At 41.8% G+C, this 17,997-nt stretch carries 10 protein-coding genes; all 10 read right to left on the minus strand.

All coding sequences use genetic code 11. From position 1 onward, the window contains the following. Window positions 1-20 precede the first annotated feature (20 nt). Entirely contained in the window at window positions 21-1,079 is a 1,059-nt protein-coding gene (locus tag ACHFIY_RS18110; RefSeq protein WP_410847535.1) for an FAD:protein FMN transferase, read from the minus strand. Further along, a complete protein-coding gene (locus ACHFIY_RS18115) occupies window positions 1,039-3,339 on the minus strand; it encodes a GH92 family glycosyl hydrolase (RefSeq protein ID WP_410847536.1) in 2,301 nt (766 codons plus the stop codon). Before ACHFIY_RS18115 ends, ACHFIY_RS18110 begins: the two co-directional genes overlap by 41 nt. Before the next feature lie 179 nt (window positions 3,340-3,518). Beyond that, window positions 3,519-6,470, minus strand: coding sequence for a glycosyl hydrolase family 28 protein (locus ACHFIY_RS18120; protein WP_410847537.1), 2,952 nt, complete (start codon window positions 6,468-6,470; stop codon window positions 3,519-3,521). Window positions 6,471-6,517: 47 nt separating this feature from the next. After that, window positions 6,518-9,625 carry a glycosyl hydrolase family 28 protein gene (locus ACHFIY_RS18125; RefSeq protein ID WP_410847538.1) on the minus strand — a complete coding sequence of 1,036 codons (3,108 nt, stop codon included), beginning with the start codon at window positions 9,623-9,625 and terminating at the stop codon, window positions 6,518-6,520. A 15-nt stretch (window positions 9,626-9,640) separates the two neighbouring features. After that, complete coding sequence (locus ACHFIY_RS18130) at window positions 9,641-11,146, minus strand: glycoside hydrolase family 28 protein (RefSeq protein ID WP_410847539.1); 1,506 nt, start codon at window positions 11,144-11,146, stop codon at window positions 9,641-9,643. A 17-nt stretch (window positions 11,147-11,163) separates the two neighbouring features. Further along, window positions 11,164-12,051 (minus strand): DUF5017 domain-containing protein, encoded by an 888-nt coding sequence (locus tag ACHFIY_RS18135; protein ID WP_410847540.1) that lies wholly within the window; start codon window positions 12,049-12,051, stop codon window positions 11,164-11,166. 11 nt (window positions 12,052-12,062) lie between these two features. Next, window positions 12,063-13,619: a RagB/SusD family nutrient uptake outer membrane protein gene (locus tag ACHFIY_RS18140; protein WP_410847541.1), complete on the minus strand. Its 1,557-nt coding sequence runs from the start codon at window positions 13,617-13,619 to the stop codon at window positions 12,063-12,065. A 20-nt stretch (window positions 13,620-13,639) separates the two neighbouring features. Then, window positions 13,640-17,119 carry a SusC/RagA family TonB-linked outer membrane protein gene (locus tag ACHFIY_RS18145; RefSeq protein WP_410847542.1) on the minus strand — a complete coding sequence of 1,160 codons (3,480 nt, stop codon included), beginning with the start codon at window positions 17,117-17,119 and terminating at the stop codon, window positions 13,640-13,642. Window positions 17,120-17,470: 351 nt separating this feature from the next. Beyond that, window positions 17,471-17,668, minus strand: coding sequence for a hypothetical protein (locus ACHFIY_RS18150; protein WP_410847543.1), 198 nt, complete (start codon window positions 17,666-17,668; stop codon window positions 17,471-17,473). Between the two features lie 18 nt (window positions 17,669-17,686). After that, on the minus strand, window positions 17,687-17,902 hold the full coding sequence (gene vapB / locus ACHFIY_RS18155) for a type II toxin-antitoxin system VapB family antitoxin (protein ID WP_410847544.1): 216 nt from the start codon (window positions 17,900-17,902) through the stop codon (window positions 17,687-17,689). Between the last annotated feature and the right edge of the window lie 95 nt (window positions 17,903-17,997).

Raw genomic sequence — 17,997 nt, forward strand, 5'->3', positions numbered from 1 at the left:
GTCGATAAACAAAACCATATCTACTTCCGTATAAACTTCCTAAACCCTTGCGTTGCTGTATCTGCCAAGCTTCCATCTTGCTTGTGGTAGATGAAAAAGGCAGCCAGTTTGCCTTTACTGGCATTTACAAATGCGATTGCTTTTTTTAAGCCCAGGCACATCAACACATTGTCGTACCCATCGGCAGTGATGGCGTCTTTTGCCAAGACGGAAACACTTACCAGTTCATTGTCAATTGAATAGCCCGTGGTTGGGTCAATCAGGTGCGATATTTTGCGCCTACCTTTTTTATATGACTTTTTGTTGATGCCCGATGTGGTTATTGCCCCATCGCCAATCACTATCTTTTTTTGCAGGGTTAATTCTTGAAATGGATTATCATTAGCCGCTTCAATACCAATAGCAATCGGCTCATTTCCGGGCAATTTTTTGCCTTTGCACCTTAACTCACCCCCTACTTCAACCAAGTAATTATGTATTTTATTCTTTTCTAAAAAATCGGCAAGCACATCTACGCTGTAGCCTTGTGCAATGCCATTGACATCGATGGTTATGCAAGGTTTATTTTTAATTAAGCTATCCCTTACCAAAGCAATTTTATTGCTGCCTACACATGGCATAATGGATGCAATTTTTGCACTATCAGGCATCGAGCTTTCATGTCTTGTACCAAAACCCCAAGCTTGTACCAGGGGTTCTACCGTAATATCAAACAGGCCTTTGCTATCCTTATATATTTCAAGCGAGCGGGCAATTACTTTTTTCAAATGCGCATCGGCTACTATGCCCCTATCTGATTTGTTGAACTGACTGATAACCGACCAGCTTTTATAAATTGACAAAGAACTATCCAATTTATCCAAAACACTATCCATTTGCTGCTTTGACACCAGACTATCGGTGCTATAATAGGTGATATGATAGGTTGTGCCTTGTGCATAGCCCTCTATATAGAATGTTTTGTATGGGGGTGAGATGAATGATGCAAAACACAGCAATGCCAATATGTACAACAAATACACAGATAGGCGTAAATACCTATTTTTTGTCCGAAATGCTTGCCGGCCTATTATCTTCATTGGAAGCCCATTTTCTATTGGGTGTATCACTTACTATTATTTCTAATACCCCACCTTTTACAATATCACCGTGTTCGATATAACTTTTATTATATGCTACCCCATTCAACTTAACAGATTGGATATAAATGGCATCCTTGCTTTTTTTGTGTGCCACCACCTTAAACTGTTTACCTGATGGCAAGTTTAATACAGCCGTTTCAAAGCGTGGCGTGGTCAAACAATATTGGGTAGAAGCCGGGTTTACCGGGTACAAGCCCAAGGCTGCAAACACATACCAAGCACTAATTTGACCAGCGTCATCATTACCACAGAGACCTCCGGGGCCGTCTGCATACTCTTCTGTTAGTATTTTATTTACCTGAAGTTGGGTTTTATAAGGAGATGCTGTGAAATTGTACATAAAAGGCGTTTGTTGCCCTGGCTCATTGCCATGCCAATATTCCCCTTTCTGGAACACGCTGTCCAACTGGTTTTCCAGTTGCTTGGTACCGCCCATGATAGCTGCCAAGCCTTTTATGTCGTGCGGCACATAGAATGTATATTGGCGGGGCGTGCCTTCGGTAATGAAAAAACTCTTTTTGTCAGGGTTGAATTTCTTGTACCAGCTACCTTCCTGGTAACGGCCATTCATAAACCCAACATTTGCATCATAAACGTTCTTGTAGTTTTCAGAACGCTTGATGAGTGTTGTATAATCCTCTGTTTTTCCCAATTTTTGGGCAACCTTGGCTAAGGCATAATCATCATACGCATATTCCAATGTGCGGCTTACCTGTTCCTTTTTATGGTAGGCCTCCTGCACACTGTCTTCAAGCGGTATATAGCCGTATTGCAGATAGGACGTTAATGCCCTCCTGCCTTTCCCTTCTTTATAATCGGCATAACTGGCAGGGGTTTCAAAAGCATTTTTTCTGATTAATTGATAGGCTTCCTGCACATCATAGTTTTTGATGCCTTTTAGCAAGGCAGAAGCTATTACCACGGTGCTATGGTCGCCTACCATTTCTGAGGTATAAGAATTCCAACATGGGAAAATGGGCATCCAGCCACCTTGCTGCGCTTTTAATATCAGCGAACTCACACAATCATTTATCAATGTGGGGCGGAGTATCTCGTATAAAGGCAGTTGTGCCCTGTACACATCCCACATAGAGAAATCATCGTAGTAATTGCCGGAGGCAAGCTTGGCATTTTTATAATAGCTGGAGAACATGGGGTAAGTGCCATCAGCATCGTTAAACAAGCGTGGGTGTTGCATGGCATGGTAGAGGGCCGTATAGAAAATATGCTTTTCGGCTATGGAAGGGGTTTGTATGGATACCTGACTTAATGCTTTTTCCCAAGTGTTTTCTGCTGCCAGTCGGGTAGCTGCAAAATCGAAGCCTTTTATTTCAGTTTCTAGGTTTTTACGGGCTTCTTCGATGCTGGTAAAGGATGTGCCAATCTTTACCCTGACAACCGTTCCTTTTTTTACTTTGGTACCAATAAAAGCCCCTACGTTTTGCTGGTTGGACATGGTATCTGAAAGTACCACTTTCTCCCCTGCAAAAACACCACCTATACCAAAATCCTGATCTGTTTGTATAACGAAGTAACCGCTAAAACCGGCAGGCTGCCCCCATCCCTGATAGATGCGGTAAACGGGGCTGTAACCAACAATCTGATGGTTTTCCTTATCAATTTTTATAAACCCTTTTTCTTTATCACTATTAGGCGTTATGAGTAAGTAAACACTGTCGTCTTTGTTGATGGTAAACTGCAGGAGGCCGCAACGCAAAGTAGCTGTCATTTCGGCTTTGATACTGTACCTTGTTAATTCAACACTATAGTAAGATGGGGAAGTAGTTTCCTGCGTATGCGAAAATGTGGTTTGGTAATCTGCCACTGATGTATGTAGATTGCCCGTGACAGGCATAATGGTAACGCTGCCGTAATCCTGCATACAGCCGCCACTTATCCAGTGCGTACCACGGAAGCCACTGCAACTAATATCCTTATACGAATAAGGCGGGAGGCATTTGGGTTCGCCCAGCCTTGTTTGCGCTACCCATTGCGTCATTGCAAAAGGGAGTGTTACTGCGGGTATGGTATTGGCTGATTGCTCGGAGCCTTCGCCATGCTTTAAAGCAGCAACGGTGGTGGCACTGGTAGTGCCAATTAAGGGATTGACATAACTCAACTTTGTTTGGCTGTGGGCAGCCAAAACTATCAATAAGAACGATGTGGAACTGAGAAGCTTTGTTATTTTTTGCAACATTTACTTAAATTATAAAACTTCCCGAAAGTTTGGAACTTTCGGGAAGTTGGTGAGTTATGAAGTTCATACAAGGGCTGCCAACCCTATTATAAAAGAGACCTCACCCCAACCCCTCTCCAAAGGAGAGGGGCAAGAATGGAACATCTTAAAATTATATTAAGATAATCATGGCTCATTTACTATTGAACTGAATTTGATTTTACAAACCGTGTTGTATATACCACATCGTTATTGCTAATGACTACAATATATACACCTGTACTTAAATCATCTACATGCAACTGGGTTTGATTGACACCCTGTTGAATTGTATAATTTTTGCTTACTCGCCCATTCAAGCCGATAATACGGACATTAGTAGGTTTGTTGAAAACAGGATGTGCAATGGTAATATTGCCCTTAGCCGGGTTTGGATATACCATTACAGCTTTTTCAATCTCTGCAATTTCTGCTGCCGCTGCCAATTTTTGTGGGGAAGCATATACTGTGTGCACCACGGAGTCGGGAGAGAAAGCTATGCTTTTAAATATATAATTTGTACGGGCACTGTCTAATACTTTTGGGGTACTGCACCTCATTTTTTCGCTGTTCGCCCCAGAGTCAATAAAACTCATTATTTTATTGTTGGAATTAGAACCCACAATGGCGTAAAACTCCGGATGGCCATTAGCATTCACCCTTCCCGTAATAGCAATGATGCCACCAGAGACCGTAAAAAATGTAGGGCTATTTGGCTTTATCCAGCCAGTACCATTATAATAATACTTATACACACCGCCATTAGTGCCAACTTTTGCTACATACATTACTGCAAGGCTATCAGCATTACCAGTGATACCAGGCATCTTTAGCATCACAAACCCTTGCGATAAATTGCTATTCCCCGTGGTATCATTGTAATAAGCTGATGTACTAGTAGTTACAGGTTTTCTAGCTGCGAAATATTTAACGCCACCTATATCAGTAAAATCAAGTTGCCCGTGGAAAAAATTCACCCACTTATACCTTGACACAGTATCGATATTTGTTACAGCTCCTGTGCCATGCAAAATGTATTTAATGCCGCCTTTGCCGGCTGACGTGCCCGGGCCGCCCAATACCCAATACTTGGTGCTGTCGCAACCTGTAACTGCCCTTATGGTGCTGCTGTCATAGCCATTGGCAGCAGGGATGCTGGTGGTATAATCAACTACTTTGTTGTACGGCACACAAGCTATTACCTTGTTCTTTTTCATGGTAGAAGGGTAATCGGTGCCTAAAGGCGAATCGTAACCGCCTATCAAGAGGTATCTACAGTCCTGCGTAAGGTTTAGCCCCCCTTCCTGGATAGACGAACCTCCCAATGTAACCCTCCCCGACACTTTGTTGTTCAGCATCAAGCTAGCCCCCGTTTGATTGCCAGAAGTGTCATACTCTATCAGGTTTGCATAAGTAGCCGTGCTATCCAAAGAGGAAGTACCTGAACCCACTTTTACCACTACAAAATTGTTGGGCGTAAAGTTTTTAGAGGCAAGGAATAAGTTATTCCTTGCAATGGATGGACCGGCAGGTGTATTCAAATTCACTACACTGTCTTTTTTCACATCATTCAGGTACACCATAGTATCTCCTACCCCGCCATTTGCAAGATCCGTTTTATAACTGCTTATTGGCGTACTGGCAATAGTATCTGTAAGCAACTTAACCGTATCCACATCGTCAAACAACATAGCAGAACGGAAATCTGTGTTTTTATAGGATAGCTTTATGTTCCTGTATGTTAACCCTTTTACGTGGCGGGCATAAATACCCCATGCAGGCAATTCGCCAAACATAGAATATTCAGGATAATCTTGCTCATGTTCCGGAATGCTTCTTATGGTACTTAAAGGCACATAAGCAGTATCCCTGTTGCCCCCGCCTCCAAAATTAATTTGTATAGTATCCAAGGTTACATTTTGTATTTGATACCCTGGCAAGCCCACAATAGAAGAAGGGTAAGCATTGTGTACTGGGCTTGTTACCGGTGGCCCTGGATAATTATAGCCTGCATCTGGCTTATCAGTAGCTATATCGGCGTTTAAATGGCTGATACGCACGTTTTTAATCAAGCCTGGCAGCACACTTGTTTTCCTAAATCCTTGCCGGATAAACAATGCCCCGCCACTATGGCTAACTGTTACGTTGGAGATATTGGTACTATCTATAGAGCCCCCATCTACTATTTCCAATGAAATAGCCGTACGGTAAGTGTCATATACCTTCAAATTATTAACGGTTATGTTCTTAAATCCACCCAAAGTAGTAGTACCAATTTTAAAACCATTGGCACTGGAACGAACCGTACAGTTGGTAACCGTGATGTTTTTGCAGGATGAATCTTTGTTATACGATTTCAGGCAAATACCATCATCTGAAGCATTGATACTATCTGCATTTAGGGTTACGGTGTTGCAATCAGTCAAATCCAATCCATCATTGTTCCAATAAGCCGTGCTATTTACCTTGATGCTGTCAATGGTAAGGTTTCTACAGTACCTGTATGACTCTACCCAACAGGATGAACGCTTCAAGTTAATATTATGCACCCTTACCCCATTGCATTTGATAAATTCAAACAATTGTGGCCGCAAAGATTCATCCGGCCGGTTACTTTTTGTGTAATTCGGGTCATTCAAATGCCCATTTTTAATCAGCGTGTCTATCCGCCAGCCAAGGGTATCACCCTGACCGTCGATGATGCCCTTGCCAGTTACTGCAATATTGTTTGCAGTATCGGCAAGGACTAAGGCATACCAGTTTGAATCTTTCGCAATATTTTTGGAATAATCGTAAAAATTCGTGCTCCCTAAAAGTGTGGCACCAGAATCAATCCTTAACTCCACATTTGATTTTAGCCTAATTGAACCCGAACGGTATTTATTGAGGCCTGTTGATTGTTTGGGGATTAAGACAATCCCACCTTTTATATGTGTTATAGCATCCGTATGTGCACTCACTGCATTAATGGCATTTTGTATTGCAGTTGTATTTAACGTTGCACTATCATTTACCGCATTATAGGGGCTGGAGGTAACGTCAATTGTATATTGCCCTTTCACCCCGGTGATGCCGAGCATGAGCAGGAAGCAAGCGACCGAAAATTTAAACATGGCATTCGTTTTTAAATTGTTTTTTTAATTAAATTCCATAAGGCTTGTTAATTTGGTAATTTAATAAACATGTTTATCAACGTTTTGTCCTGTGTCTTTACTACAATTGTGTACGTGCCGCTTGTAAGCGAAGCAACATTGAGTAACGTGCTTGTTTTACCAGGCTGTATAAGAAGAGAACTGAGACATTTGCCATCTGCAGATAGGATGTTCAGTTGGGCAGCTTTCGTAAAACCAGGATGAGAGACAGTAATCGTATTTTTCGCAGGATTAGGAAATATACTAAGTTGTGAATTGTAAGTAGGAAGCGGAACGGCTACTATTTTGCTATAGCTAAAGCTGCCATCTTTACCTACCATTTTTAAGCGGTAGTAAACCGTTCCTGTAAACAAACTGGCATCACTAGTTGAATAATCATTTTGTATCAGGTTATTTTTAGCATGTAGCGCAGTGATTGATGTAAATGAATTACCATCGGTACTTCTTTCCACCGCAAACCTGTCCATATTTATTTCATTCGTAGTACCCCACTGCAATGTAACTTCCTGATTGTTATAGGATGCCGTAAAATCAAGTAATCCCAATGGCAATACAGACTGGGCAACTGGGGTAAAAGCCACGCTTTTGAATAGAAAATTGCTACCAGCGGTTGCCAATGTTTTAGGGGAGAAATTGGTCGTGCTATTGGTTGGATTTGTATCTGTAAAACTGATGATACTGTTATTGGCTGATGACCCTTTTATGGCGAAAACCTCTGGTTGGTTCTGTGCGTTTAACCTTGCAGTAAGCCCTGTTACCCCACCAGTTATACTATACAAACCGCTTTGCACCCAAGTTGTACCATTGTAATAATATTTGTAAATGCCATTGTTTACATCTGCCGCATACAACAAATCGTACCCATCCTTGTAGCTGATAGTAGAATCCGTATCCAGAAACACAAAAGCATAGGGGCTAGAGCCTGTTGTAGCTGCCCCCGGTACTGCGGAAGCACCAGTGGTAGTGGTAGGTAATGGTGCTTTGAAAATATTCACTCCCCCAGTATATAGTTGCTTTTTGAACAGGCTGATATAGCGGTAAACACTATTGGTAATATTTACTGGAACAGAATCGCCATAAGGGACGTATTGTGTGCCAAAACCTTGTCCTGCCGTACCTGTGGAGGCACCAGTAACCCAAAACTGGCTACCATCGTAGCTGGCAACGCAGCGTATGCCAGAATTATTATAGCCCTTACTAATGGTTATTTTAGTTGCATAGTCCACTACGCCCGTGTAAGGCACACGCCCTATCACTTTTGTATAATTCCATGCCCCATCATAAGAAGTAGCATTGGTGTTGGAATATTGTAGCCCAAGTGGCTGATCGTACCCGACAACTGTTATATAACGACCATCTTGTGTTAAATTGATGCCGCCTTCATAGGCAGCCGCACCGCCTAAGGTAAGCCTGCTGCCGGGTATTTTATTGTTAAGGGAAACATTTACGCCAGTAAACTTAGCCGTTGCAGGGTTTAGTTCCAGCAGGTTGGCGTAGGTAGACACGCCTTGCAGGGCAGTACCTAAATCGCCCACTCGCAGCACTACTAGATTATTGGGCGTAAAGGGCTGCGAAGCTAAAAACTGATTGCTTTTTACAATTCCACTTGCCGCATCTACACCGCCTGGCAAAACGATATTCAATGTATCATTCAACACATCATGCTGAAAAACAATGGGTGTTTTTTGGTAAGAAGTTATGGAATCTGAACTAAAATTATAGCTGCTAACATCATCCAAAACAATAGCTGGCCTAAAATCATTTTGCTTATAGCTAAACTTACAATTTTTAATGGTCAATCCTTTTGCGTGCCTCGCATACAAACCCCAAGCTGGCAGTTCGCCAAACATGGAAAACTCTGGGTACACCAGTTCCTTTTCAGGGACATTGCCCAAATTGTCCAATGTTATTTTAGCAATGGTGGAATCCCCTCCACCTGAAGAATTCACTTGTATATTATCTAATGTGATTCCTTGTGCCGGATAACCAGCCAAGCCTGTTATAGAAGAAGGAAAAGCATTATGGTTACCGGGAACATTTGGACCTTCGTAAGGGTAGCCCGCATCTGGTTTTGTCAATGGCACATCCACGCTTACATTCTTAATAGTAATGTTCCTTATTATACCCGGCAAAACTGCCGAATTGCGGAAGCCCAGCCTGATAAACAAAGCCCCATCGGTGGTAGTCGCTTTTACATTTGAAATATTTACACCATCCATTAAGCCACCGTCTACCATTTCAAGGCCAATAGCAGTGCGGTAAGTATCAAACACCGTCAATCCATTTACGATTATATTCTTAAAGCCTCCAACAGAAGGGCTGCCCAATTTAAAAGCGGTGGCACTTGAACGCACCGTACAATTGGTAACAGTCACATTCTGGCAAAAAGAAAGCGAATCACTTGATTTTAGGCAAATGCCATCATCTGCAGAATTTATATAATTATTGGCAATGGTTACCGTATTGCAATCCGTTATATCCATACCATCATTGTTCCAATAAGCCGTGCTGTTTACGGTGATGCTATCAATGGTCAGGTTGGTGCATTTGTTATAGGCTTCTACCCAGCAAGAGGAGTTTTTGAGGGTAATTTTATGCACTTTAACCGTACTGCAAGAAATAAATTCTATCAATTGTGGTCTCAATGATTCGTCCGGACGGTGTTTTGTCGCATAGTTAGGATCGGTTAAAGTACCTTTTTGGATTAATGTATCAATATTGTTTGCTAAAATAGTTCCCTGACCATCCATGATTCCTTGCCCAGTTATGGAAATATTTTTTTGATTTTTGGCATACACCAGTGCATACCACCTGTTCTTGGTATAGTCAAAAAAATTGGTGCTGCCGAGTAGCATACCATTTTGTTCTATCCGTAATTCTACATTACTTTTTAAGTTAATGCCTCCTGTAAGGAATGTTCCTGCTGGTACTTGAACAATAGCGCCGCCCTTTATTTTTGTAGCAGAATCAACTGCTTTTTGTATAATGAGTGTGTTTAAAGTAGTCCCATCGCCCACTGCACCCAGCTTAACGATATTAATTATCGGCTGTGACTTTGCAAACACATGCAACACTAAGCAAACCAATAATATTTTAAAATGTAAAAATTTGGGCATAGGGTGTTTTTAATGCTAATTCTTAATAATTGCTTTCTTGTCTTTCACTGGCAATATAATATTTGTAAGGTTATCTTTCTTTACATTGTTTAGGTAAATAACAGGTAATTCATCCATACTTTTTACCGTAAGCGCATCTATATCAAGCCCTTTTACATCATCGCAAACAATGGCAGGTCGGGTGTCTTTTTCTTTGTAAGACAGCTTTACGTTCTTCATTTTTATACCAGATGCATGGCGGATATAAAACCCCCAGGCTGGCAGCTCCCCAAACATGGAATATTCTGGATAGTCTCCTTCTTTTTCAGGAATGTCTTTCAGTTTATCCAAGCCCAATACTGCTATTTCTTTGCCTGATGCGCCACTAAAGTCTATCTCTATATTTTCAAGGGTAATATCATCTATCGTAAAGCCCGGCAACCCCGCAATTACTGACGGAAAAGCATTGTGGGGCCCTTTTTTGTAATGCCCTTCAAAAGCATAGCCACTGTCAGGCTTGCTCAATGGCACTTCTGCTTTTATATTGCCGATATATACATTCTTCACCACTCCTGGATCTTTTTCTTTCTTGCGTTGCCCCAGCCTAATAAACAATGCCCCCCCTGAATTCTTGGCAATCACATCTGTAATCCGTATATCTTGCAGCACGCCACCATCAACCATTTCCAAGGCAATGGCAGTGCGGTAATTGTCGTACACATACAACCCTCTGGCAACAATATTCTTAAACCCCCCTTGCGAAGGCGTGCCAAATTTCAAAGCACTTGCACTGGTCCTTAATTTGCAATTGGTTATCTCCACATTCTGGCAAAGCTCTTTTGGGTCGCTAGATTTCAGGCAAATACCATCATCGGCAGAATTGATATTGCAGTTGCTTATTTTTACTTTGTCGCAGTCAACTATGTCCATCCCGTCATTATTCCAGTAAGCGGTACTTTCCACGGTTAGGTTATCAATCGTCAGGTTGCTGCATTTGTTATACACTTCCACCCAGCAAGCTGCATTTTTTAGGGTAATGTCTTTAATTCGTATATTATCGCAACTGGTGAATTCTATAATCTGCGGCCTGTTTTTCTCATCGGGCCTGTTGTGGGACAAGGGGTCTATAATTGACCCTTCTTGTACCAACCGTAACACGTCGGCTGCCAATGCAGCCCCTTGCCCATCTATAATCCCTTTACCTGTAAGAGATATGTTTTTTTCATTTTTTGCCAATAGTAATGCATACCACCTGCCCTTTTGGTAATCTTTTAGGCTAGTGCTGCCAAGCAAAACAGCCCCTTCCTGCAAGTTGAGTTCCACATTGCTTTTCAAATAGATAGAGCCAGTAAGGAAAACACCTTTTGGAACTACTACAATACCCCCTTTTTTATTGGCAGCATCAATGGCTTTTTGCATGGCGGCCGTGTTCACTGTTTTGCCGTCGGCAATAGCCCCAAAATCAACCACGTTAAAGGATGATTGTGCACCAACCTTTATTTGAAACAAGCATAAACAAAAAATGATAAGTAAATATCTCATTCGTTTTTTATAAAAAATTAAGGGGTGATGGTTAAGCTAAATTGCTTTACAGCCGAGTACTGGTTGCTGCTGCTTACATTGCTGGCAACGAAAGTAACCGTGTAATTACCAGGCTTGGCATAGATATAAGTGAAATTGTGCAGTTGGTAACTGCTATTTTTAATAGCTATGCCACCATCAGGCTCCACTTTTGTAAAATCAATAGGTTTAGATATTGCCCAGTCTTCATCTAAATTATTAGCAATACCTGCAGGAAATTGCAAAGCCGTGGCAGCAATACTCCATTTTAAAGAATCGCCTTTTATGCTTACCGCACCAAAACCTGCCGAGCTAATGTCAACAGCCACATTGCCAATGGAGCTATCAGGGAAATAATTGTTTACTTGGAAGCTATTGATGTTCCATTGCCTTGCTTTAGTTCCCGTAGCGGTATTGGTGCGGTATTTAAATCCTATATAAAAAGGCACACCCGCACTTTCAAAGTCGCTTAGGTTTACAATACCTGATGGAGTATTTGCTGCACTCGTGGCAAAAGCAGCCCTACTGGTTATGTCTGTCCATGTGGCTGCACGGATGCTGCCAGAATCTAACGAGCCATTGTAATTGGTAGAAACAAGCAAGGCCAAGTTGCCTGTTTGGTTGCCCTGCGTAACAGTTGTAGCAAATTGCAACTGGGTAACCCCACCGGTGCTGCTTACCCGGTTGCGGTTTTCGTACCTGTAGCCAGGCTCTCCCGTGAAAAAAACAAGATTATCAGGGTTGCCGCTTACATTGAATGTAATGGTGTCCCCTGCCTTATAGGTTGCAGCAGCAGTAGCAACATTAAAGTCGGGGCTGCTTATTTTCACCTTGTTACAGGCAAAAAGCATTGTTGCTGCCAATATTAAAAAAACATACCGTTTCATAATCCCTTTGTTTACCAACCCTTGTTCTGGGTCAAGTTATTGTTTAATGAAAGCTCATAAGTAGGAATAGGCCAAAGTATATTCCTTGCTGTGATATTGGCTGCTGCCGTGGCCCCATACTTCAGGCTTGTAGAGGCATTCAACGTAACATCGGCCGCAGCGTTCTTTGTATTGGTTAGCAATAACCCCCAGCGTATCAAATCCATTGTGCGCAGGCACTCAAATGCCAGTTCTTTGTACCGTTCATTTTGAATGGCTACCCTAAAATTTGCTTGCGAACTTACGGCAGCATCCGTGGGTATGTATGCCTTTAAGCCAGCCCTTGTCCTTACTGTGTCTAGGTATTGCAAGGCATTCGCCGGCCCATTTACTTCGTTTTCAGCCTCTGCCAGCATCAGCAACACATCTGCATACCTCAATATGGGGAAATTGGTGCCGCAGGCATTTTTCACCTTGGGTTTCAATTGTTCATATTCCCGCCGCCATTTTCCTGGGTATCTTTTATAGTATTCCGTGGTAGACAGTGGCACTTTGTTATCCCCCGAATAATTATAAGGCGCTAGCACCCAATCCCTGCGCAGGTCGTTTGCATCGAAAGATTTATACAATAACCCCATGCCATATAAAAAACCATAGCAATACCCACTATCCAAGTTGCTGCATTGCACGCCCACCCTTATGCCCAAATAGCCATAAGCCTTATTGCTGCCGCCCGTTGCCGCTGTGGAATTGCCTAGAAACTCTACTTCCCACATCGCTTCTTTAGTATCGTAGGCGTTTTGGCATTCGTTTATAAAAATTTGTTTGTAATCGGGGTTTAAAGAATGCTTGCGGGATGCCACCACTTTTGTTGCCCATTTTACTGCGTCGGCATATTTAGAAACATCGTTTACAGGCTGCCCCGCCATGTATAGGCACACCCGTGCAAGGATGCCCTCTACTGTTGTTTTGCTTACCCTGCCGCTAAAACCTATTGCACTAATGTCATCCACAGTAGAATCCGCTGCTGCCATGTCGGCAATTACTTGTGCATATACAGCTTTGGCGGGGGTGCGGGGTAGGGTATATTGTTCACTACTAGGCAATGTGGTACTGGAAAGTTTCAATGGCACATCACCCCAATGCTGCACCAGCATAAAGTAATAGTAGCCCCTTAAAAAAAATGCCTCGCCTTTTATTTCGGCGCGCCTTTTTTCGTCCATTTGGGGTTTATTGATATTTTCCAATAAGGCATTAGCCATGTTGATGCCATCATACAAATTTTGCCAAAGGCTAGTAATATTCGCATCCCCTGCATTAAAGGTATAAACGGGCGGGCCTACTACAGTGGTGCTTCGGTACCAGCTTTCATCATTGCCAGTATTTAATACTGCCAGATAAGCATCCCCATAAAATGAAGTGCTTGCCAATACTGAATAAATGCCCGCAAGCGCATCGTTTAATTGGGTTTCCGTTTGGTAATATTGCGTGGGTTGTGCAAAATCTGGCTTGGTATCCAGTATTTTATTACAGGATGCCATTGCCAGCAAACAACCCATTGTGATGATATATACAAAAAACTTGTTCATATAAAAACCAATTATCTCTTCTAAAATGTAACTTTTGCCCCTAGGGTTATTGTCCTTGCCCTTGCGTAAGGCGAATAATCAAAGCCAGGTGTCAAGGTGCTTTGCTTGGTGGAAACCTCTGGGTCCAGGCCAGAATATTTTGTCCATGTATATAAATTCTGTGCAGATGTATATAGCCGTATGGAGCTTATTTTTATTTTAGCAAGCAGGGACGAAGCAATGCTATACCCAAGCGAAACAGTCTTTAACCGGATAAAAGAACCATCTTCCAGTACCCTTGTGGAATAAGCAAAGGGGCCTTGGCCACCATATCGGTAATAAGTATTGTTCTGGTTTTGGGGTGTCCATCTATCATTGTAGGTAGCAAACTGGTTGGGACCAAAACGGTTTGTGCCTTCCATTATAAGCCTGTTGGCATTAAATATCTGGTTGCCATAAGACCATTGAAAAAAAATATTCAGGTCAAACCCCTTATAGGTAAAGTTGTTGCTAATGCCACCAATATGTGTTGGGTAAGGGTTGCCAATAGGCACTACATCGTTTGCATCTACCTTGCCATCGCCGTTAATATCTTTGTACTTAATATCGCCCGGCTGTATTGTATTTCGTGTATTACCATTGTTGGGCACATTGTCTTTTAAAATATAGCTATTGCCTACTTTGTCAAAGTCTTTGTATTGGTAATTGCCATCCCATATATACCCATAAAACTGGGCTATGGGCTGGTTTATCTTGGCTATGTACAATGGGTCGGTATAGTTGCCCTCCCATGTTACATTAGTCAATACGCTTTCCTGGCTATTGTCATTAAGTGCCAGCACCCTGTTTTTGTTGAATGCGATATTGAAGCTGGTTGACCATGAAAAATCCTTTGATTTGATATTGGTGGTGGACAAAGAAAATTCCAACCCTTCGTTGCGCACTTTGCCTATATTTTTATAGGCTTGCGAAAAACCAGATTCATAAGGCAGGTAGGAGAAAATGAGCAAATCGTATGTTTTCTTGTTGTAATAATCTACTGTGAAAGAAACCCTGTTTTTAAACACGCTTACATCAATGCCGGTATTAAACTGCGCCGTGTTTTCCCATTTTAGTGTTGGGTTGCCCAAAGTACCCGGCTGGGAAGTATTGTTGTACAGCGTATTATTAAAAGAATATAGGTTGTTTTTGGGATAGGTAATGGACGATAGGTAAGCAAAGTCGCTCACCCTGTTATTACCTGTTATGCCATAACTAACCCTTAACTTAGCATCCGTTATTTGCTTTATGTTCCGCATAAATTTCTCTTCTGTTATGCGCCAGGCAAAAGCACCTGAGGGGAAATAGCTCCATCGGTTTGCCTTGATAAATTTTGAAGAGCCATCAGACCTAAAAGATGCAGTGAATAAATAGCGGGACTTAAACGTATAGTTTGCTCGCCCCAAAAAAGAAACCAATGCAGAGGGGGAATTGGTAGAAAGGAGAAAAGTAGGTGTGCCTTCATCCAAGCCTGCTATGCCCAATGCCTCGTTAGGTATTTGTGATGAAGTAAACCCAGAAGAAGATGTCCTTGCTGTTTGTATGGTAAAGCCTCCTAGCAAATTGATGCTATGGTCACGGCTTATCTTTTTATTATAGGTCAATGTATTTTCATTCAGGTAGTTGTCTGCTTCTATATTAGTTACGCTGCCGTTTACGTTGTTCACGCCCGGGGTAAAGCTATAACCCCCACGGGTTTTGCTATTGTTAAACACTTCTGTCCTGCCCATGTTGCGTGTAAAGCCGCCTGTTACCCTCAATTTCAAATTGGGCATGATGGCATATTCCAAATAAGCATTGGCAAATAAGTTATTGTCATATTTATTGTTCACTTGGTTTTGCGTGCTAATGATGGGGTTGATGCGGTAATCAGATGCTGGATTGTCGATGGTTGGGTCGAGTAATTGATCTAGCAATGAACTATCATTGCCTTTCACTGGGCGGTATGCCCATACATTGTACATTAAATTGTACTGCGAGCTAGAGCCATTTATAGTAGCAGGGGTGATACCATAAGTAGTTGCAGCGGAATAATTTACATTGACGCCCACTTTTACTTGCCTATTCACTTCTTGGTCCAATACAATGCGCCCTTGGTAGCGTTTGAAACCACTATTAATGATAATGCCCTGCTGGTCGATAGCAGAGCCAGATATAGAATATTTTGTTTTGGCATTGCCGCCGCTAAGCGACAAATAATTGTTTTGCATGGATGCCTGCCGGAATATTTGCTTTTGCCAGTCGATACCTTTTATATTTTTATAATCATTCAATGTCAACCCCAATGGCGTTAAGAATGCGGCAGTTGTTTTTACAGAATCAATGGCGTATTGGTAGCTTACATAGTCGTAAGCATTCATCAGTTTCATTGTCTTGGTTACGTTTTGAACACCATAATAAGGGTCGTACACGACTATGGGGCTACCTACTTTCCCCTTTTTTGTGGTAATAAGTATAACTCCATTGGCACCCCTTGCCCCATAAATAGCAGTGGCAGAAGCATCTTTCAGTACTTCTATCGACTCTATGTCTTCCGGGTTGATGGAATTGTTATCGGCATTTTCTATAGGGAAACCATCGATAACATATAGTGGGGCATTGCTTTGGGTAACAGAGTTATTCCCTCTGATAACAATGTTGGATGCGCTGCCTGGCTGCCCGTCGTTTGAAAACACCTGCACACCCGCTATCCTTCCGCCCAAAGCCTCCTCAAAAGACCGCACAGGGGCTTTTTGCATGTCTGCGATGCTCGCCTTTCCCACAGCACCCGTAACGTCTTTCTTCTTTACCTCGCCGTAGCCAATTACAATTACTTCTTCTAGCCCCTTGGCATTTGCATTCAGCACGATGCTAAAAAAAGCCTTGCTGCCTACCACTGTTTCCTGTGTATTGTATCCCGTATAAGATATAACAAGTATGGGTGCCGCACTTTTTACTTTCAGCTTAAAAACCCCTTTTTTGTCTGTTACCGTTCCATTCTTGGTATTTTTTTCAACAATGGTTGCACCCTCCATTGGCAGGCCTTTTTCGTCTGTAACAATGCCGTTTACTACTATGGCACTATCACCTGCCATCTCGTAGTTCACGTCTGCCACAGGGTGCGGCTTGGTAGTTGCGTTCTCTTTAAAAATAATAATATTGTTGCCAGAAACCTCGTATTTCAGCACCATTGGGCTAAACATTTTTTCCAAAACGCTTGTCAATGGTTCGTTCAAAACGTTCAGCGTAATTTTTTTGCCTGCTGGCACATCAACCGAGCTATATGTAAATTTTGCTTTTATTGCTTTGCCCAGATCTTCCAGCACCACTTTAATTTCCTTGTTGGAGGCCGTGTAGGTAATTTTTTTGGCCAGTAAATCGCCATTGGTAGCATATACCTGCCCAAACAAGGAAACAAATAGCAATATGCCTATGCTGGTAGCCAATAACCGCTTATCGCGTACAAAAAAACAAGATGCTGCAAGCAACCGGAAAAACTTCATATAGTGCAATGTTTAAAAGCAGGGAAGCACTTATTAAAAATAAGGGTTTAACTGCTTTGTACAGTAAATTTATGCTTACTTGGTTTTCTAGGTATCCAAAGTGCTGGCAATCGCTTTTTGCAATTGCTAACTTTATATTAAAGAAGAGGATAGGAAAATAGGCAAATACCCCTTTTTGCCAGTTTTTTTGAAAAAAATAATTTAGGCATGTTGCCATTTGCTTGTGAGGGTGAAAGAGTGGGAAAGTTTAGTGTGGATTAGCGGGTAAAAAAAACTTTATTTTTGTACAATCTTATTCCCATTAGTCCCTGAAGTAATTCAAACTAGTGGGTTTCGTTTTTTAGGGTGAAGTTAAAATAGGGTGTCTTTTTCATCTGGCTCATTTGCTAGGCTTGTAAGTTCCTTAAGCTGTGTAGGCGTTAAGCCCGCCGTAATATCACTACCATTTTGGCTAAAGTAGTCAATATCATTTTTTATAACCTGCAACAATGCCTCATCCTCTATACCTGCTACCATCCCTATTACTATTTCTTTTAATCCAGGTGCCATAACTATGGGTTTTAAATATTAGTCCATATATGTTTTAAAATCTTCTAATGGTTCATCAAAATCATCATGTATGATAAACATTCCCTTGGCATTACCAAACACGGGTTTCTGTTTCGGGTAAGCCTTCTCATTTTTTTTAGTTTTTTCAACCAAAAAGTCAATAAAATCAGCGACCTCTAATTTTAGATTTTCGGGCAATATTGCCAGCTTAGTAAGCAATAAATTGTTATCCATAAAAAAAATTTACTAGTACAAATCTAATGCAAATACTCATAATGTTTTCTTTGGTATAATTTGTAAATGACCTAAGCGAAGCCACACGCCACAGG

The organism is Parasediminibacterium schistidii (assembly GCF_046546515.1).
Lineage (GTDB): Bacteria > Bacteroidota > Bacteroidia > Chitinophagales > Chitinophagaceae > Parasediminibacterium.